The 18,177-nt window shown below is 64.4% G+C and carries 14 protein-coding genes and 1 pseudogene; 10 read left to right on the top strand and 5 right to left on the bottom strand.

Going from position 1 to position 18,177, the window contains the following annotated elements; genetic code table 11:
* Positions 1–16: 16 nt before the first annotated feature.
* A complete protein-coding gene (locus tag ACMV18_RS02635) occupies positions 17–358 on the bottom strand; it encodes a DUF1840 domain-containing protein (RefSeq protein ID WP_420816582.1) in 342 nt (113 codons plus the stop codon).
* A 114-nt stretch (positions 359–472) separates the two neighbouring features.
* On the opposite strand from ACMV18_RS02635, the gene ACMV18_RS02630 reads away from it, so the two are divergent.
* Genes ACMV18_RS02630 through ACMV18_RS02610 form a run of 5 tightly spaced genes read left to right on the top strand, consistent with a single transcriptional unit; the run spans position 473 to position 5,791 of the window.
* Positions 473–1,102 (top strand): YqiA/YcfP family alpha/beta fold hydrolase, encoded by a 630-nt coding sequence (locus ACMV18_RS02630; protein ID WP_420816581.1) that lies wholly within the window; start codon positions 473–475, stop codon positions 1,100–1,102.
* Positions 1,103–1,120: 18 nt separating this feature from the next.
* Positions 1,121–3,181, top strand: coding sequence for a ribonuclease catalytic domain-containing protein (locus ACMV18_RS02625; protein ID WP_374256243.1), 2,061 nt, complete (start codon positions 1,121–1,123; stop codon positions 3,179–3,181).
* A gap of 15 nt (positions 3,182–3,196) precedes the next feature.
* A complete protein-coding gene (locus ACMV18_RS02620) occupies positions 3,197–4,096 on the top strand; it encodes an energy transducer TonB family protein (protein ID WP_374256244.1) in 900 nt (299 codons plus the stop codon).
* A 15-nt stretch (positions 4,097–4,111) separates the two neighbouring features.
* Positions 4,112–4,963, top strand: a complete 852-nt coding sequence (gene aroE, locus ACMV18_RS02615) for a shikimate dehydrogenase (protein ID WP_420816580.1) — start codon at positions 4,112–4,114, stop codon at positions 4,961–4,963.
* A gap of 18 nt (positions 4,964–4,981) precedes the next feature.
* Positions 4,982–5,791 carry a transglycosylase domain-containing protein gene (locus tag ACMV18_RS02610; protein ID WP_420816579.1) on the top strand — a complete coding sequence of 270 codons (810 nt, stop codon included), beginning with the start codon at positions 4,982–4,984 and terminating at the stop codon, positions 5,789–5,791.
* Positions 5,792–5,807: 16 nt separating this feature from the next.
* Here the strand turns inward: ACMV18_RS02610 and ACMV18_RS02605 are convergent, their stop codons facing one another.
* On the bottom strand, positions 5,808–7,337 hold the full coding sequence (locus ACMV18_RS02605) for a DEAD/DEAH box helicase (RefSeq protein ID WP_420816578.1): 1,530 nt from the start codon (positions 7,335–7,337) through the stop codon (positions 5,808–5,810).
* Between the two features lie 69 nt (positions 7,338–7,406).
* Positions 7,407–8,522, bottom strand: a complete 1,116-nt coding sequence (locus tag ACMV18_RS02600; RefSeq protein WP_420816577.1) for an aminoglycoside phosphotransferase family protein — start codon at positions 8,520–8,522, stop codon at positions 7,407–7,409.
* Positions 8,523–8,645: 123 nt separating this feature from the next.
* Here ACMV18_RS02600 and ACMV18_RS02595 point away from each other — a divergent pair, with 123 nt between their 5' ends.
* From ACMV18_RS02595 to ACMV18_RS02575, 5 genes are all read left to right on the top strand, one after another.
* Positions 8,646–11,105 carry an LPS-assembly protein LptD gene (locus tag ACMV18_RS02595; protein ID WP_420816576.1) on the top strand — a complete coding sequence of 820 codons (2,460 nt, stop codon included), beginning with the start codon at positions 8,646–8,648 and terminating at the stop codon, positions 11,103–11,105.
* The gene (locus tag ACMV18_RS02590; protein WP_420816575.1) at positions 11,098–12,495 is read left to right on the top strand and encodes a peptidylprolyl isomerase; all 1,398 of its coding nucleotides are present in this window, start codon (positions 11,098–11,100) and stop codon (positions 12,493–12,495) included. The genes ACMV18_RS02595 and ACMV18_RS02590 overlap by 8 nt, the downstream gene beginning before the upstream one ends.
* Entirely contained in the window at positions 12,485–13,312 is an 828-nt protein-coding gene (rsmA, locus tag ACMV18_RS02585; RefSeq protein WP_420816574.1) for a 16S rRNA (adenine(1518)-N(6)/adenine(1519)-N(6))-dimethyltransferase RsmA, read from the top strand. The genes ACMV18_RS02590 and rsmA overlap by 11 nt, the downstream gene beginning before the upstream one ends.
* Positions 13,313–13,354: 42 nt before the next feature.
* Positions 13,355–14,587, top strand: a complete 1,233-nt coding sequence (locus ACMV18_RS02580) for a multifunctional CCA addition/repair protein (RefSeq protein WP_420816573.1) — start codon at positions 13,355–13,357, stop codon at positions 14,585–14,587.
* Positions 14,588–14,660: 73 nt separating this feature from the next.
* Positions 14,661–16,478, top strand: a complete 1,818-nt coding sequence (locus ACMV18_RS02575; RefSeq protein WP_420816572.1) for a long-chain-acyl-CoA synthetase — start codon at positions 14,661–14,663, stop codon at positions 16,476–16,478.
* 96 nt (positions 16,479–16,574) lie between these two features.
* Here ACMV18_RS02575 and ftsZ read toward each other — a convergent pair whose 3' ends face one another.
* Positions 16,575–17,825, bottom strand: coding sequence for a cell division protein FtsZ (gene ftsZ / locus ACMV18_RS02570; protein WP_374257504.1), 1,251 nt, complete (start codon positions 17,823–17,825; stop codon positions 16,575–16,577).
* A gap of 60 nt (positions 17,826–17,885) precedes the next feature.
* A pseudogene (locus ACMV18_RS02565) lies at positions 17,886–18,177 on the bottom strand (cell division protein FtsA); the annotation flags it as partial.

Raw genomic sequence — 18,177 nt, 5'->3', positions numbered from 1 at the left:
GAGTCTGGCGACTGGCTCACACACCCCAGACGATGGGCTTGTCTGCCGCAAGGGCTCGCTCAATCATCTGAATGAACGGCCAGGCACGCTGCCGCAGGCTGACCGGCTCATCCCCAAAGGCGGGGGCGCGCTCATCGTCGGCATCGTCGGACGGCTCAGCCACCGGCGCCGAGGGCGGTAGCTCCACCCGCTCGTCGGTGATGGCGTGCAACACCCGCAAGGCTGCCGGCATGTCCTTGACCTCCAAAATGCCTTGGGCCAGGCTGTCGCCCTTGCCCAGCAAGCGCAGCAGCGCTTCGGCCGGCGCCTGCAGCATCAGCAAATCGGCGGTGGCTTGAGATTTGAATTTCACGGACATGGCTTGGCGCCTTCTTCTTGAGAACACAGGTTCAAGGATAGCCCAGACCTCCCGCCACGCCAGGGCTTGTGACAACATGCGCACCATGTCGCCCACCCCACGATGAGCCTCGCCATGACCCAGTCCACCCCGACGCATGTGCTGTACCTGCACGGCTTTCGCTCCTCCCCCCAATCCAACAAAGCGCGCATCCTGGAAGCGGCCATCCAGCGCCGCTCGCAACCGGATCAGCCTCTCACGTGGGCCTGCCCGCAACTCCCCCCCTCCCCCGACGACGCGCTGGCCGTCATGCTGGCCACGGTGAACGACTGGCCTCGCGACCGCATGGCTGTCATCGGCTCGTCCCTGGGCGGGTTCTATGCCACGGTGCTGGCCGAACGACTGGGGTGCCCTGCGGTGGTGATCAACCCTGCGGTGGCGCCGGCCCGTGATCTGGCGCGTTACATCGGCGAGCAGACCCACTTTCACAATCCGGCTGACCGTTTCTTCTTCCGCGCCGAATTCATCGGGCAATTCGAGGCGATGGATCCCTACCCCCTGCCCCACCCCGAGCGCTATCACGCACTGATTGCCGAGGGCGACGAGGTGCTGGACTGGCGTGAAATGGTGGCGCACTACGAGGGGGCGGCCATCAAGCTGCTCGACGGCAGCGACCACGCCATCAGTGAGTTCACGCAATACGTGGATGAGGTGTTGGGCTGGCTCGGTTTGCCCTCCAACAAGATGGGACAATCGCAGCCTTGACTCCAGAATCGCTGATCGATGTTTGCTCTGTTTGATGACGCCGGGAAGTTCCTGGCTGGCCGCGTGATGTCTGAAGCCGATGCCTCGATGCAAATCGAGCTCGACTCGGGCAAGCGCGTCAAGGTGAAAGCCGCCAATGTGCTGATCAAGTTTGCCAAGCCGACCCCGGCCGAACTGGTGGCGCAGGCGCAAGCCATGAGCAGCGACATCGATGTCGACCTCGTGTGGGAAGTGGCGCCCGAGGAAGATTTCGGCTTCGACGACCTGGCCAAGGAATACTTCAGCGCCAGCGCCGATGCCATCCAGCAGGCGGCCATGCTGATGCGCCTGTTCGAGACGCCGCACTACTTCCACCGTCGTGGCAAGGGCCGCTTCAAGAAGGCCCCGGAAGACATCCTCAAGCAGGCCCTGCTGGCCATTGAGCGCAAGAAGCAGCAAGCCCTGCAAATTGCCGCCTGGGCGGATGAGCTGGCAGCGGGCACCTGTCCCGCCCCCATCAAGGACCAGCTCTACAAGATCCTGTTCAAGCCAGACAAGAACGGACCGGAGTACAAGGCCGTGGTCGAGGCCGCCAAGACCACACAGCGTGCCCCGCTGGATCTGCTCAAGAGCGCCGGCGCCATCGACAGCCCCTACCAGTTCCACTGGAAGCGCTTCCTGTTCGAGAACTTCCCCAAGGGGGCAGGCTTCCCGGCGCTGGAAGCGCCCCCCATCAAGGACGAACTGCCCGTCGCTGCGGTGCAGGCCTTCTCCATCGACGACTCGATGACCACCGAGATCGACGATGCGCTGTCCGTTCAAGGCCTGGGCACCGGCACCGTCACCTATGGCATCCACATTGCCGCCCCCAGCCTGGCCATCCTGCCGGGCTCGCCGGTGGACCAGGTGGGGCGTGCGCGCATGTCCACCGTGTACATGCCGGGCCACAAAATCACCATGCTGCCCGACGAAGTCGTGCAGACCTACACTCTGCAAGAAGGGCGCGATTGCCCGGCCGTGTCGCTGTACGTCACATTTGATGAGGCCACACTCGAACGCAAGGGCAGCGAAACCAAGCTGGAGCGCGTGCCCATTGCGGCCAACCTGCGCCACGACAAGCTGGATGGCGTCATCACCGAGCCCACGCTGACCGGCGAAGCCCCGGCCGACTACGCCTTTGCGGCCGAACTGGCCTTTGCCTTCCGACTGGCCAAGCACCTCAAGGCCCAGCGAGAAGTGGTGCGCGGCAAGCCTGAAAACTTCAACCGCCCCGACTACACCTTCAAGCTGGTGAGCGAAGCCGGTACCAACACGATGAGCGACGGCATCGAGCCTCAGGGCGACGAGCAAGTCATCATCGGCACGCGCCTGCGCGGCGCCCCGCTGGACCTCATCGTGGCCGAGGCCATGATTCTGGCCAACAGCACCTGGGGCGGCTGGCTGGCCGAACTGGGTGTGCCCGGCATTTACCGCAGTCAGGCCAGCTTGCAGCCCGGCATCAAGGTGCGCATGAGCACCAAGGCCTTGCCGCACGCCGGCATGGGCGTGGCGCAGTACACCTGGGCCACCTCGCCGTTGCGTCGCTATGTGGACCTGGTCAACCAGTGGCAAATCGTGGCCTGCGCCAAGAACGGCCGCACCGCCGCCCTGGCCGCCCCCTTCAAGCCGAAGGATGCAGAACTGTTTGCCATCATCTCCAACTTCGACACGGCCTACAGCACCTACAACGGCTTCCAGTCCAGCATGGAGCGCTACTGGACCCTGAAGTACCTGGGCCAGCAAGACCTGACCGAACTGGACTGCGCCGTCATGGTCAACGGTCTGGTCCGCGCCGACAGCCTGCCGCTGGTGTTCAAGGCCATCGGGGCCGACAGCCTGCCGCGTCATGCCCGCGTGCGGGTGCGCATCACCGGTGTCGACCTGCTGACCCTGGACGTGCACGCCAGCGTCGTCGCCCGACTGGATGAGGCCGGCACCACAGATGAGGGTGAATCCGGCGACGAAGGCGACGACGAGGTGCTGGACAATGCAGGACCCCTGACCCTGGCCATCGACGTCAACGACGCCGAGGCGCCAGCCGGAGAGGCTCCCGCCGCCTGACACGGAACACCACGGATGCTGCAACGCCTTCGCGCCTTTTGGAACCGTCTGACCCTGCTGCAGATTTGCCTGGGGGGCTCGGCCTTGCTGCACATCGGCTTGTTCAGCTTCCGGCTGGTGGACCCGGAGGGCTTCAACCGCACCTTCAAGGACACCCCGCTGGAGGTGATCCTGGTCAACGCGGGCACCGAGGCCGCGCCCGAAAAGGCCCAGGCCCTGGCTCAGCAAAACCTCACCGGAGGTGGCGAAGCCAAGGCCGGACGCGCCACCTCGCCCCTGCCCCCTTCGCCAGACAGCGAAACCGGGGACTCGGTCGAGCAAACGACGCGCATGATCGAGCAGATGCAAAAGGAGCAGCAGCATCTGCTGGCCATGATCCGCAACGAACTGGCCGCGCTGCCCCCGCCGCAACCGCGTGACAAGACCGAAACCGCTCAGGCCCGCGCCGAAGAAGAGCACCGCCGCCAGCTGACCAAGCTGCTGGCTGAAATCGAAAAACGCATCAACGAGGAAAACGCCCGCCCCAAGAAGCGTTACCTTAGCCCGGCCACCATGAAGTCGGCCGATGCCCTGTACTACAGCGCCTTCCGTACCCGCGTGGAGCGGGCCGGCACCGAGCACTTCCCCATCGTCAATGGCCAGAAGCTCTACGGCGAGCTCGTCATGGAGACCTGGCTGAACCGTCAGGGTAAGGTCATTGACGCCATCATCACCCGCAGCTCGGGCAACAAACTGCTCGACAAGCGGGCCCGTGCCATCGTGATGCTGGCAGGCCCCTTTGGCGGCGTCCCCCCTGAAGTGATGGCCGGCCGCGACCTGCTGCTGATTTCGTCCCGATTCCGCTTCACCCGAGAAGCGGGCATGGAAGCGACCACCTCCACCGAGGTGCCCCTGTCTGCCCAGCCCAAGCCCTGATTGATGTGCCCTGACATGACCACCGCGGACCGCTATGCCGTCGCGGGCAACCCGGTTGAACACAGCCGCTCGCCCCTCATCCACGCCCAATTTGCCCAGCAGACCGGCCAGTCGGTGGACTACGGTCGCCTGCTGTGCCCGTTGGACGCCTTCAAGCCGCACATTCGCGCTTTTGCCGAGCAAGGCGCGAAAGGCTGCAACGTCACGGTGCCCTTCAAGTTCGAAGCATTTGAGCTGGCCACCCGCCGCTCGCCACGCGCCGAACTGGCACAGGCCGCCAACACCCTGCGTTTTGATGCCGACGGCTGGCTGGCCGACAACACCGACGGCGTGGGCCTGGTGCGCGACATCACCGTCAACGCCGCCGTCTCACTGGCCGGCAAACGTGTGCTACTGCTGGGCGCGGGCGGCGCCAGCGCTGGCGTATTGGGGCCGCTGATCGAGGCCCATCCGGCTGAAATCGTGGTGGCCAACCGCACCGTGGCCAAAGCCGAAGAGCTCGTCCAGCGGCACGCCCAGTGGGCCGATCAACACGGCGTCACGCTGCTGGCGCGCGGCCTTGATCTGCCGGGGACGGCGTTTGACGTGTTCATCAACGGCACCGCCGCCAGCCTTTCAGGCAGCGGCATCCCGGTCGGCCCCGAAGTGCTCAAGCCCGGCTGCCTGGCCCTGGACATGATGTACGGTCCTGCCGCGCAAGCCTTCCTGGATTGGGCCCGCGCCCATGGCGCCACGGGCCGCGATGGTCTGGGCATGCTGGTGGAGCAAGCCGCCGAGAGCTTCGCGCTGTGGCGCGGCGTTCGCCCCGACACCGCCCCCGTGCTGGCCCACATGCGTGCGCTGGTGGACGGCGCCCAGCCTCACTGACCCTTGCCTGCGCACCCCATGATGTCGTCCAAGCGCACCCTCTGGCGCCTCCTCGTCCTGTTCATATTGAGTGGCGTCAGCTTGCAGTTGTACTTCCTGCTGCGCATCGCCGCGATGACGGTGCTGGCGCCCCAATCCACCGCGTTCCAGCGCAGTGAAATCCGACGGATCGTGGGCGAGCAGGGGCAACTGGCCTGGAGCCAGACCTGGCGAGACGATGGTGACATCGCCAACAACCTGAGACGCGCGGTGATCGCCTCAGAAGATGCCAACTTCGTGGATCACCCCGGCGTGGAGTGGGATGCACTGGAGAATGCCTGGCGCAAGAACAGTCAGGCCAAGGAGCGGGCGCAGAAAGCGCAGGCTGCCATCCAGGCCCGCTATGAGCGCGCCGTAGAACGGGCCAAGAAGCGCGGACGCACGCCACCACCGCCCCCCTCGGCCACGCCTGCCACGCCCAAGATCATTGGCGGCTCCACCATCACCCAGCAACTGGCCAAGAACCTGTTTCTGAGCAGTGAGCGCAGCCTGCTGCGCAAGGGTCAGGAATTTGCCATCACCTTCATGCTGGAAGGCCTGTTGAGCAAGGAACGCATCCTGGACATCTATCTCAACAACGTGGAGTGGGGCGAAGGCGTGTTCGGCGCCCAAGCGGCCGCCCAACATTACTTCCACGTGGACGCAGCGCAGCTGAGCAGCATCCAGGCCGCCCGTCTGGCCGTCATGCTGCCGGCCCCGAAGCGGTTTGAAAAACAGCCCGGCTCAGGCTACATCCAGAGCCGTTCGGCGGTCATCGCGGCACGCATGGGGGCCGTGGAGCTGCCCTGACGGGCAGCCCGTTGCCTCAGCGACGGGACGAGGCCGTCCCAGTGCCGCCCAGCAAGGTTGCGACCTTGCGCTTGGGCTTGATGAAGCGAGACAGCCCCGCGCCTTGCGATGAGGGCACCGGAGCAGCCGCTTTCTTGTCCCAATCTGCGGGCTCAGCCGACAAGTCGGCCTCGTAAGGCTTGTCAAAGAAGGGATCCACCGGGGTCTGGCGACGCACCGGTGCGTACGCACGCGACATGCCGCCGTCGCCCTGGCGGTCGTCGTCCTGACGACGCTCGCGGCGGTAGCCCTCGCTGCGCTCGCCACGATCCCCACGGTCGCTGCGGCCATAGCGGCGCTCCAGCTCGAAGGGCTCCACATCGGGCTTTTTCTTGATGAGCTTTTCAATGTCGCCCATCAGCTTGCCGTCATGGCCGGTCACCAGCGACACAGCCAAGCCACTGGCGCCCGCGCGACCGGTCCGGCCAATGCGGTGCACATAGTCTTCGGCGTTGAAAGGAATGTCGAAGTTGAACACCGCCGGCAGCGCCGCGATGTCGATGCCGCGCGCCGCCACATCGGTGGCCACCAGCACTTCCACTTCGCCCTTCTTGAAGGCTTCCAGCGACTTCAGACGCTCGTCTTGCGACTTGTCGCCGTGCAGGGCCGCGGTCTTCAGGCCATCGCGCTCGAACGCGCGAGCCAGACGGCTGGCACCCAGCTTGGAATTGACGAACACGATGCACTGCTTGATGTCGCGATCACGGAGGACCTGACGGATCACGGCACGCTTGTCGTCTTCATCGACCTTGTAGAAGCGCTGCTCCACGGTCGAGGCCGTAGCATTGGGGCGAGCCACCTCGACCAGCACGGGGTCTTGCAGGTAGCTGCCAGCCAGCTTCTTGATCTCGGGCGAGAACGTGGCCGAGAACAGCAGGGTCTGGCGCTGCTTGGGCAGGTAGCTCAGGATGCGCTGCAGGTCGGGCAGGAAGCCGATGTCCAGCATGCGGTCGGCCTCATCCAGCACCACGTACTCGACTTGAGACAGGTTGCAGTTCTTGGCTTCGATGTGGTCCAGCAAACGCCCCGGCGTGGCGATCAGGACTTCCACGCCACCTTTCAGCTCGGCCGTCTGGGGCTTCATGTCCATGCCGCCAAACACCACGGCCACGCGCAGATTGGTCTGCTTGGCATAGGCCTTGACGTTGTTGGCCACCTGGTCAGCCAACTCACGTGTGGGCGCCAGCACCACGGCACGCACCGGGTGACGGGCGGGCGACATGCTGGCGTTTTCGTGCTTCAGCATCTTCTGAAGCAAGGGGATCGAGAAAGCGGCCGTCTTGCCGGTGCCGGTTTGCGCCGCACCCATCACGTCACGCCCAGCCAGGACCACCGGAATGGCCTTGGCCTGAATGGGGGTCATGTGGGCATAGCCCTGCACCTCGATGGCGCGCAAAAGCTTGGCGTCGAGGGCAAGGGTGTCGAAACGGGCGGGTGCCTCGGGGGCCGGGGCGCTCTGGCCAGCGGCTTCGGCGGCGTCTGCCGCAGAGGGGGTAATTGAATTCATCAGGGCCGGATTATCCGCTTGTTGCCGCTTTTTTGCGCAGTTTTTCCCCCATAAACAAGGCAGAAAGACTCAGAAGGTGTAACCGACCTGGGTTTGCTCCCCGCCATTGGCCGCCTCAGCCTGCTCCAACAGGCGCAACAGCGGCCCCAGCCCCTGGTAGCGTGCGCACACGCGGTGGGCGTAGGTCCACACACGGGGGATGTCGTCCAGGTACTGCTGCTTGCCATCGCGCAGGGCCAGTCGCGCAAAGATGCCCAGCACCTTCAGGTGGCGCTGCAGCCCCATCCACTCGAAATCACGCCAGAAATCCCCAAAGTCCTCCGGCACGGGCAGACCGGCCTTGCGCGCTTTTTCCCAGAAACGGACGGCGTAATCAATTTGCACGTCTTCGTCCCACATCACGTAGGCATCGCGCAGCAGCGACACCAGGTCATAGGTGATGGGGCCCCAGACCGCATCCTGGAAGTCGATCACACCCAGGCGGGCCTTGGGATCGGTCGGGTTGGCCATCAGGTTGCGCGAATGGTAGTCGCGGTGCACCAGCACGCTGGACTGCGACAAGACCTTGGACTTGATCAGCTCAAACGTGTTGCTGAGCATGGTTTGCTGCTCAGGCGTCAGGGTCAGCCCGCGCAGCTTCGTCAGGTACCACTCGGGCAGCAGGTCCATTTCACGCTGCAGCAGCGCGTCGTCATAGGGCTTGAGCTGATCGGCTGCCTGGATGTGCTGAATGCGGATCAGCTCTTCCAGTGCTTCGTTGTAGCGCGCACGGTTGCCCGTCGCGTAGGGCTGATCCGGCGTCAGCGTGGACAGCAGCGTGTGCGCACCCAGATCCGACAGCAGCATGAAGCCCTGAGCTTCATCCCATTCCAGGATGTGCGGCACGCCGACCTGGCCTGCCTCCAGCAAACGCGCCACCTGCACAAAGGGCTTGCAGTCTTCCTGCGCGGGCGGCGCATCCATGATGATCAGCGAGCCTTGCGCGCCATCCACACGGAAGTAGCGTCGGAAGCTGGCGTCGGAGCTGGCCGAACGCACCGTCTCCGGCCGCAAGCCGTGGCGGGCGGTCTGGCCCTGCAACCAGGCGGCAAAAGCGGCCTGGCGAGCCGGATCGGCCCAATGAATGGCCGAATTCAGGTTAGGCTGAGAAGAATCTGGAACAGAAGCGGTCGACACGTCGGACATGGATGATCCCGCAGGCGGGCAACATGAAATAATGCGTCGATTTTAGGCAAGGCCGGCTCGTGGTGGCGCAGGCGGAGCCTGAGCTTTCTCTGCGCCGCAAAAAAACTCACCGTGACCCGACCCTTGGCCCGCACACTTTTCTGCCTCAACGCCCGCTGGACACCTGTCGCTTTGGCCGCTGGCTTCCTGGTCAGTCAACTGGCCTGGACGCCTGCGCCGGCCCACGCCCAGGGCGCCGCTCCGTTCGCGCTGCCAGGCGCCGTCACGGGTGGCAAAGCGGGCGAACAGCCCATTTATTTTGAAGCCGACCACCTGGAAGGCGAAGCCGGCGAGCGCACACGCGCCACCGGCAAGGTGAAGCTGCAACAAGGCGATTTGACGCTCAAGGCCGACGAGCTGACCCACACGCAAGGGGACAACACGGCACGCGCACTGGGGCACGTTCGCATCACGCGCCAAGGCAACATTTTCGTCGGCCCCGAGTTGTTCATGCAACTCGACCGACTGGAGGGCCAGTTCATTCGCCCGCAGTTCTGGTTCGCGCGCACCCAGGCTGGCGGTCGCGCCGATCTGGTGGAATTCCTGGGCGAGAACCGCCTTCGTGCCACCCACACCAGCTACAGCAGTTGCACGCCAGACAACACCGCAGACGGCCAGCCCGGTGAGCCCGACTGGTCACTGCGCACCACCGAAGTCGACATGGACTTCGCCGCCAACGAAGGGCGGGCCAAGAATGCCGTCGTGTGGTTCAAAGGCGTGCCCATCCTGGCCGCCCCGTCGCTGACGTTCCCCTTGAGTGACGCTCGCAAATCCGGCCTGCTGCCGCCGAGCTTCTACTTCGACAGCAAGAGCGGGTTCGAGTTCGCCCTGCCCTATTACTGGAACATTTCGCCCGATCAGGACGCCACGATTGCGCCCACGCTGTCGAGCCGCCGCGGCATGGGGCTGGACCTCGAGTACCGCTATCTGGCCGAGCACGACGCCGGCACCATCAACCTGTTCGGCTTGCCGGATGACCGCGTGGCGGGCCGCTCGCGTGGCATGGTGGACATCACTCACAAGGGTGCCTTGCGCCAAGGTACGCTGTCCGAAACCAGCTATTCGCTGCATATCTCCCGGGTGTCGGACGACGACTACTGGAAAGACTTCTCGCACGATCTGCCGTCCAAGACCCCGCGCCTGTACGACAGCAACGCACGCATTGAGCGGGTGCTCAATGAACGCAACTGGGGCCTGGGCGACAGCCAGACCACGCTGTACGGTGCGGTCCAGACCTGGCAAACGCTCAAAGATCTGGCGCCCCCCAGCGACCCGACGCTCAGCAGCATCGACACGCCCTATCGCCGCACCCCCCAACTGGGCGTGATGAGCCGCAGCGGCAACGACCGCGGACTGATCTGGCAACTGCAGGGTGAATTCAACCGGTTCACCAATGCCGATCAGGACAAGGTTTCGGGCAACCGCGTGCATGCCACCGGCCGCATTTCGCGCATGTTCGAGTTGGGCGGGCTGACACTGACGCCCGCACTGTCGGCCCAATCGGTCCACTACGATCTGGATCAGTCGCTGAGCAACGGCAGCAAATCCGCAAGCCGCACCATCCCGACCTTCAGTCTGGATGCCAGCATGGCCTTCGAGCGAAACGTCAACCTGTTTGACCGCGACCTGATCCAGACGCTGGAGCCGCGCATCCAGTACGTGCGCACGCCGTACAAGGACCAAAGCATCCTGCCCCTGTTTGACAGCGCGCCACGCGACTTCAACCAGTACGCCATCTACAGCGAAAACGCCTTCACCGGCGTGGATCGCGTGTCCGATGCCAACCAGGTCACACTGGGTGCCACGACCCGCATGCTCGACGCCCGCACCGGCGCCGAAGCCCTGCGCCTGGGTGTGATCCAGAAGCTGCTGCTCTCGGACCAGCGCATCAACCCCAACGGCACCGAGCCCATCACCCAGCGCCTGTCCGACATGCTGTTGCTGGGCTCCACCTCGGTGGTCCCCAACTGGTACATGGACGGCACCACGCAGCTGGGTGCGCAAAACCACCACATGCAGCAGGCCACCATCGGGGTGCGCTACTCGCCGGGTGCGTGGCGCACCATCGGCGCCACCTATCGCTATACCCGCGACAGCAGCGAGCAGATCGAACTGGGCTGGCAATGGCCGTTCGCAGGCCGCGCCCCGGACGTGCAGCAGATGATGAGTCTGGCCTCGTCGCCCGACCTGAATGCAGCCGCGCAAAAAGCAGTCCCCGCCGCCAACAGTTGCGGCGGTGCCTGGTACAGCGTGGGCCGCCTCACCTATAGCCTGCGCGACGAACGCCTGATCAACACACTGGCCGGCTTCGAATACGACGCGGGCTGCTGGATTGGTCGCTTCGTGCTGGAACGGGTCGCCGTGGGTCAAACCAAAGCCACCAGCCGCCTGATGTTCCAGCTGGAATTGATCGGCCTGTCACGCCTTGCGCTGGGCTCCAACCCCCTGCGCACATTGAAGGACAATATCCCAGGCTACAAACTGCTGCGCGACAGCAGCATGCCTGTGGTCAACCGCACCTCGCCATTCCCTGAAGATGATTGATCTTTTCTCGATGCCCCGCATGCGCCCCCTGGTGCATGGCCTGTGCCTGAGCCTGGTGCTCGGCAGCCTGACGCCGGCCTGGGCCCAACTGCGCAGCAAAGATGCCCCCACGGTCAACCCACGCATTCCGGTCGTGGGCAACCTCAGCACCGAGCTGAAGATCGAGGGCATGCAGATCACCTCGGATTACATCGTCGCGGTCGTCAACCAGGAGTTGATCACCCACACGGATGTTGAAAAGCGCATCAGCCGCATCCAGGAAACGGCCCCGGCCGGCACCCGCCTGCCCCCACCGGATGAGCTGCGCCAGCAAGTGCTGGATGCGTTGATCGATGAAAAGGTGCAAGTCTCTCAGGCCCGCACCTTGGGCATGGCCGTGTCTGACGCAGAAGTGGACACCGCCATTGAAAACATCGCCGCACAAAACCAGCTGACACTGGCCGAGTTGCGCCAGCGCATGCAGGGTGACGGCCTGGATTTCGGACGCTACCGCACCAGCCTGCGCGAACAGATCTTGCTGCAACGCCTGCGCGATCGCGAAGTCAACGGCCGCATCCAGATCACCGACGCCGACATTGACGCTTTCATTGCCAGCGATCCTGCGGCCAAGAACGAAGTGCAACTCAACCTGGCGCACATCCTGGTGGCGGTCCCCGAAAAAGCCACGCAAAAGCAAGTGGCGGCCCTGCTGGCCAAGGCGCAAGACCTGCATGAGAAGGCTGCACGCGGCGTCAACTTCACCCAACTCGTGAAGGACAACTCCGACGACCCAGGCACTCGCGATCAGGGTGGCGGCGTGGGCATGCGCCCAGTCAATCGCCTTCCTGACATTTTTTTCAAGGCGGTGGACGGCGTGAAGGTGGGCGGCCTTGCCCCCATCGTGCGCTCCAATGCAGGGTTCCACATCGTCAAGGTGCTGGAACGCGAAGACAGCGCGCAGGCCACCTATACCCAGCAGCGTGCCCGTCACATCCTGCTGCGCACCACGCCCCAAACCAGCACCCAGGACCAACTGGCACGCATGGCCGACATCCGCAAACAAATCGTGGGCGGTCAAGCCAGCTTTGCGCAGATGGCCCGCCAATACTCCGAAGATGGCAGCGGCGCACGGGGTGGCGACTTGGGCTGGGCCTCGCCTGGCCAATTCGTGCCGGAATTCGAAAAGGTGCTGCTGACGCTGCAACCCGGCCAGATCTCTGAGCCCATGGTCAGCCGCTACGGTGTCCACCTGATCCAGCTGATCGAGCGCCGTGAAGTGCAACTCAGTGACGAGCAAAAGCGCGAAGCCGCTCGCGCCGTCCTGCGTGAGCGCCGTTTTGAAGGCACGTACGAAGAGTGGGCACGCGAACTGCGTGCGGCCGCCTGGATCGAGATGCGCGATGAGCCTTGATCCTCGCAAGAAGCCCGCTCGCCCAGGCGGCAAACGCCCGGTCCAAGGTGGCGGTGGACACGTTGCGCGCAAGCGTTTTGGCCAGAACTTTCTGGTCGACCACGGCGTCATTGACGAGATCGTGCGCGCCATTGCGCCGCGTCCCGGCGAATCCCTTGTCGAGATTGGCCCCGGCCTGGGCGCGCTGACCAATCCGGTGGTCGAGCGCAGCGAACGCCTGACCGTGGTCGAACTTGACCGCGATCTGGCCGCCCGCCTGCGCAAGCGCAGCGAGCTCAACGTGATCGAGTCCGACGTCCTGAAGGTGGACTTCGCGCAACTCGCCACCGATGCCGGCCAAAAGCTGCGCATCATCGGCAACCTGCCCTACAACATCTCCAGTCCCATCCTGTTTCACCTGCTGCCCATTGCCGACCACGTGGTCGACCAGCACTTCATGCTGCAAAAGGAAGTGGTGGACCGCATGGTGGCCTCGCCCGGCAACAAGGACTACAGCCGCCTGAGTGTGATGCTGCAATGGCGCTACGACATGGAGAACGTCGTGGCCGTGCCGCCTGAATCGTTCGACCCACCGCCCAAGGTGGACTCGGCCGTGGTGCGCATGGTGCCCCTGCCCAATCCGCCGCAAGTGGACCTGGCCGTGTTCGAAAAGATGGTGGCCGTGGCCTTCTCTCAGCGTCGCAAGATCTTGCGCCACACGCTGGGAGCCTGGATCACCGAGCACGGACTGAGCACCGACTTCGATCTGCAACGCCGCGCCGAAGAAGTGCCCGTGGCGGAATACGTCGCGCTGGCCGCGATGGTGAAGGCAGCCTGATCCACGCTGCGCCCTGACGCCGCGCTCGCTACACTGAGCCCCATGCAGATCTACCTTGTTGGCGGGGCCGTACGTGACGGCCTGCTGGGCATCCGTGGCAGCGACCGGGACTGGGTCGTCGTGGGCAGCACGCCCGAGGCGATGGTGGCCGCCGGCTACCGCCCGGTCGGCAAAGACTTTCCGGTCTTCCTTCACCCGCAAACCGGCGAAGAATACGCCTTGGCCCGCACCGAGCGCAAAAGCGGCCATGGCTACCATGGCTTTCAGATTTACGCCTCGCCCGACGTCACGCTGGAAGAGGACCTGATCCGCCGCGACCTGACCATCAACGCGATGGCGCAAGATCCCCTGACCGGTCAGATCGTGGACCCACACGGCGGGCAACAGGATCTGGCCGCCCGCGTGCTGCGTCACGTATCGGCGGCGTTCACCGAAGACCCGGTACGCATCCTGCGACTGGCCCGCTTTGCCGCCCGCTTTCACACCTTCACCGTGGCCGACGACACGCTGGCCCTGATGCGCCAGATGGTGGCCGATGGCGAGGTCGATCATCTGGTGCCCGAGCGGGTATGGCAGGAGTTAGCGCGTGGCCTGATGGAAGCCAAGCCATCTCGCATGTTCGAGGTGCTGCGAGCCTGCGGTGCCCTGACCCGACTGTTGCCCGAGGTCGACGCCTTGTGGGGCGTACCCCAGCGCGCCGAATATCACCCCGAAGTCGACACCGGCGTGCACCTGATGATGGTGCTGGACATGGCTGCTCGCCTGCAAGCCCCACTCACCGTGCGCTACGCCTGCCTGGGGCACGATCTGGGCAAAGGCACCACGCCGGCTGACGTGCTGCCGCGCCACATTGGGCACGAAGGTCGCAGCGCGCAGTTGCTCAAGCGGGTGAACGATCGCTTACGCATCCCCAACGATTGTCGCGAGCTGGCCGATGTGGTCGCCCGTGAACATGGCAACATCCACCGCAGCGGCGAGCTCCATGCGGCGGCCGTGCTGCGTCTGCTGGAACGCTGCGATGCGATTCGCAAGCCGCAGCGGTTTGAAGAGGTGCTCCTCGCCTGCGAATGCGATGCGCGTGGGCGACTCGGTCTGGAGGACGCCCCTTACCCTGCCCGAACGCGCCTGCAGCAGGCGCTGTCGCTCGCGCTGTCGGTGGACACCGGGAGCATCTCGGCCGCGGCCATCGCCCAAGGCCTGAAAGGCCCGGCCATCGGGCAAGCGGTGGCCCAAGCGCGCGAAGACGCACTGAACGGCCTACCGCGCGGCGACTGATCTCGCCCCTGGTTTTCCCGCGACCCAGGGGATCCCGCCACGCCACGTCGGCGGCGCCCCCTAGACTGGCGACATGCGTTCGTCCACCCCCTCCCCCGCCACCATCCGCCTGGGCACCCTGCTGCAAGGCGTGCGTCAGCTCGTTTTGAACGACTTGTCACACACGCTCAAGGGTTTGGTGCGGCTGATCCTGACCAAGCCTGACCGCATTGGCTCCATCGGCAAGACACTGGCCGACCAGGCCGCCCGGTATCCGGACCGCCCCGCGCTGGCCTTTGAAGGGCGTCGCTGGACCTATCGTGAACTCAATGAATGGGCCAACCGCTGCGCCTGGGCGCTGGATGCCGCGGGGATTCGCAGTGGAGATGCCGTGGGCATCCTGCTCGACAACCGGCCCGAGGTGCTGGCGTTCGTGCTGGGCATTGTCAAGCTGGGGGCGGTGGCCACGCTCATCAACAACCAGCAACGGGGCGATGCCCTGGCACACAGCCTGCGCATCACACGACCTCGGCTGACCTTTGTCGGACAGGAGTGCCTGCCCGCCCTGATGAGTCTGGACGCCAGTGAGCGCGCCGCCTTGTGCGAGCAATGGTGGTGGGACGGTGACGAGCCCTGCCCCTCGGGTTTGATGGACGCGCGCACGCGGCTGTCACAGTCGGCCAGCAGCAATCCACCGCACACCGACCTGATTCGGCTGCATCAACCCTGTTTCCACATCTTCACGTCCGGCACGACAGGCTTGCCCAAGGCCTCGGTGATGTCCCACTACCGTTGGCATCGTTGCCTGGCGGGCTTGGGCGGACTGGGGCTGCGCCTTCGCCCCGACGATGTGCTGTACTGCCCGCTGCCGCTGTATCACAACAATGCGTTGACGGTATCGTGGGGCGCGGCCATGGGCGCGGGTGCATGCCTGGCGCTCGCTCGCAAGTTCAGCGCTTCCGGCTTCTGGGCCGATGTGCAGCGCCATCAGGCAACCGCCTTTTGCTACATCGGCGAACTCTGCCGCTATTTGCTCAACCAGCCGCCCAGCGCGCTCGACCGCCAACACAGCATCCAGCGCATGATTGGCAACGGCTTGCGTCCGGACATCTGGGATGCATTCAGCGAGCGTTTCGGCATTGAGCACATCGCCGAGTTTTACACCGCCAGCGAATGCAACGTGGCGTTCATCAATGTGTTGGGCCTGCCCAAGACCACTGGACTGTGTCCGCTGTCTTACGCGGTGGTTGAAGTCGACCAGGAAACCGAACAAGCACGCCGCGGACGCAAGGGGCACATGCAACGGGTGCGCACCGGCCACAGTGGTCTCTTGCTTACCGAGATCACCAACCGTGCGCCGCTGGATGGTTACACCGACAGCAAGGCCACAGACGCCAAAGTCCTGCGAGACGTCTTCAGCAAAGGGGATGCCTGGTTCAACACCGGCGATTTGGTGCGCGACCAGGGCTGGCATCACATCCAGTTTGTGGACCGACTCGGGGACACCTTCCGCTGGAAGGGCGAAAACGTCGCGACCACCGAAGTGGAAGGCGTGCTGTCGCACCTGCCTCAGATTGAGGAGGCTGTGGTGTATGGCGTAGAGGTGCCCGGCGCAGACGGACGCGCCGGCATGGCGGCCATCAGCTTGAAAGGCGAATCACTGAACGGCATCGAACTGGCTCAGCAGTTGCGCCAGCATCTGCCGCGCTATGCCGTACCGCTGTTTTTGCGCGTGCGTCGCTCACAGGACGTCACGGTCACATTCAAGTACAGCAAGGTGGCACTCAAGAAAGAGGCGTACAACCCCAGCGTCATCAGCGACGCGTTGTTCGTACTCAGCCCGGAAGGCTACATCCCCATGACGACCGCGCTGTGGCAGGCCTTGTCGGAGGGCACCCATCGATTCGATTGATCACACAGGCATCGGACCTGGTGGGCCAAAAGCCCCCTGCGCCCGGGCAAGGCACAGGGGAAAAACTTGGCAACGTAGAGAGAGACTTGCGACCGATCAGTCAGCCTGACGACGCAGGAAGGCAGGGATCTCGATCTCGTCCATGCCGTTGCTCTGCAGTGCGTCGACCTTGGCGGCAGCTTGTGTGCGACCACTGCGCCACACGCTCGGCGTGTTCAGACCGCTGAAGTCATTGCCACCGGCACGACCCATGGTCAGGCCAGGCACTTGGTGAGCCGGGTGAGCTTGCGCAACCGGATCAGTCAACACGGGAATGTTGTCGGTACCGGTACGCGCAAACACTTGCTGCGCGGGCACGCTGTGCACCACGGTCATCGGCGCTTGTTGGCGCTTGGCACCAGCCAAACCCGTGGCGATCACGGTGACACGCAGTTGGTCGCCCAGGCTTTCGTCATACGCGGTACCGAAGATCACATGGGCGTCTTCGGCAGCGTACGGGCGAATGCGGTTCATGACCGTGCGCGACTCGGCCAGCTTGAAGGAAGACTTGGAAGCGGCGATCAGCACCAGCACGCCACGCGCGCCAGACAGGTCGATGCCTTCCAGCAGCGGGCAAGCCACGGCGGCTTCGGCCGCTTTGGTGGCACGGTCAGGGCCGCCTGCCGTGGCGGTGCCCATCATGGCCTTGCCAGGCTCGCTCATGACGGTCTTCACGTCCTGGAAGTCGACGTTCACCAGGCCGGGAATGTGGATGATGTCGGAGATGCCGCCCACAGCGTGCTTCAGCACGTCGTTGGCCTTGCCGAACGCTTCTTCCTGGGTCACGTCGTCGCCCAGCACTTCCAGCAGCTTCTCGTTGAGGACCACGATCAGCGAGTCCACATTGGCTTCCAGCTCGGCCAGGCCGGCGTCAGCCTGCTTGGTGCGGCGGTTGCCTTCAAATTCGAAAGGCTTGGTGACCACGCCCACGGTCAGGATGCCCATGTCCTTGGCCACCTTGGCGATGACCGGTGCAGCGCCCGTGCCGGTGCCACCACCCATGCCAGCGGTGATGAACACCATGTGCGCGCCCTCCAGGGACTCGCGGATCTGGCTTTCGGCCTCTTCGGCGGCGGCCTTGCCCACTTCAGGCTTGGCGCCAGCGCCCAGACCGGAATTGCCCAGTTGCAGGTGGACCTCGGCGCTGGAACGGTTCAGAGCCTGGGAATCGGTGTTCGCGCAGATGAACTGCACACCTTGCACCCCCTCGGAGATCATGTGCTCGACAGCGTTACCACCGCCACCGCCCACGCCGATCACCTTGATCTGAGTGCCCGCGTCGAAGTTTTCGATCATCTCGATTGGCATGTCTTACCTCTCTCTTACTTTAAGCAGTTGCCTGTAGAAATTGGATCCAAGTCCAGGTTTTTAGAAATTGCCCACAAACCAGTCACGGACACGACCGAACAGGGTCTGAACCGACCCCGCCTGTTGTGCCGCTTTCATCCCACGCGTACGCGCGAGTCTTGCCTCTTCCAGCAAGCCCATGACGGTGGCCGACCGAGGGCTGGCCACCATGTCGTGGAGGGGGCCCGAATACAAGGGCGTCCCCTTGCGTACGGGCTTGAGGAAGATGTCTTCGGCCAGTTCGACCATGCCGGGCATGACCGCCGAGCCGCCCGTCAGGACAATGCCCGACGACAACAGTTCCTCGTAACCA

The organism is Aquabacterium sp. (genome assembly GCF_048860245.1).
GTDB lineage: Bacteria > Pseudomonadota > Gammaproteobacteria > Burkholderiales > Burkholderiaceae_C > Aquabacterium.
Note: the sequence above shows the minus strand (reverse complement) of the source record. Positions and strands in the feature narration are given on the sequence as shown.

Excerpts from the sequence above, each read along its gene's own strand:
- ACMV18_RS02630 (WP_420816581.1), top strand. The coding sequence starts at position 473 with ATGACCCAGTCCACCCCGACGCATGTGCTGTACCTGCACGGCTTTCGC.
- rsmA (WP_420816574.1), top strand. The coding sequence starts at position 12,485 with ATGAGCCTTGATCCTCGCAAGAAGCCCGCTCGCCCAGGCGGCAAACGC.
- ACMV18_RS02600 (WP_420816577.1), bottom strand. The coding sequence starts at position 8,522 with ATGTCCGACGTGTCGACCGCTTCTGTTCCAGATTCTTCTCAGCCTAAC.
- ACMV18_RS02580 (WP_420816573.1), top strand. The coding sequence starts at position 13,355 with ATGCAGATCTACCTTGTTGGCGGGGCCGTACGTGACGGCCTGCTGGGC.
- ACMV18_RS02605 (WP_420816578.1), bottom strand. The coding sequence starts at position 7,337 with ATGAATTCAATTACCCCCTCTGCGGCAGACGCCGCCGAAGCCGCTGGC.
- ACMV18_RS02590 (WP_420816575.1), top strand. The coding sequence starts at position 11,098 with ATGATTGATCTTTTCTCGATGCCCCGCATGCGCCCCCTGGTGCATGGC.
- ACMV18_RS02625 (WP_374256243.1), top strand. The coding sequence starts at position 1,121 with ATGTTTGCTCTGTTTGATGACGCCGGGAAGTTCCTGGCTGGCCGCGTG.
- ACMV18_RS02575 (WP_420816572.1), top strand. The coding sequence starts at position 14,661 with ATGCGTTCGTCCACCCCCTCCCCCGCCACCATCCGCCTGGGCACCCTG.
- ACMV18_RS02610 (WP_420816579.1), top strand. The coding sequence starts at position 4,982 with ATGATGTCGTCCAAGCGCACCCTCTGGCGCCTCCTCGTCCTGTTCATA.
- ACMV18_RS02635 (WP_420816582.1), bottom strand. The coding sequence starts at position 358 with ATGTCCGTGAAATTCAAATCTCAAGCCACCGCCGATTTGCTGATGCTG.
- aroE (WP_420816580.1), top strand. The coding sequence starts at position 4,112 with ATGACCACCGCGGACCGCTATGCCGTCGCGGGCAACCCGGTTGAACAC.
- ftsZ (WP_374257504.1), bottom strand. The coding sequence starts at position 17,825 with ATGCCAATCGAGATGATCGAAAACTTCGACGCGGGCACTCAGATCAAG.
- ACMV18_RS02620 (WP_374256244.1), top strand. The coding sequence starts at position 3,197 with ATGCTGCAACGCCTTCGCGCCTTTTGGAACCGTCTGACCCTGCTGCAG.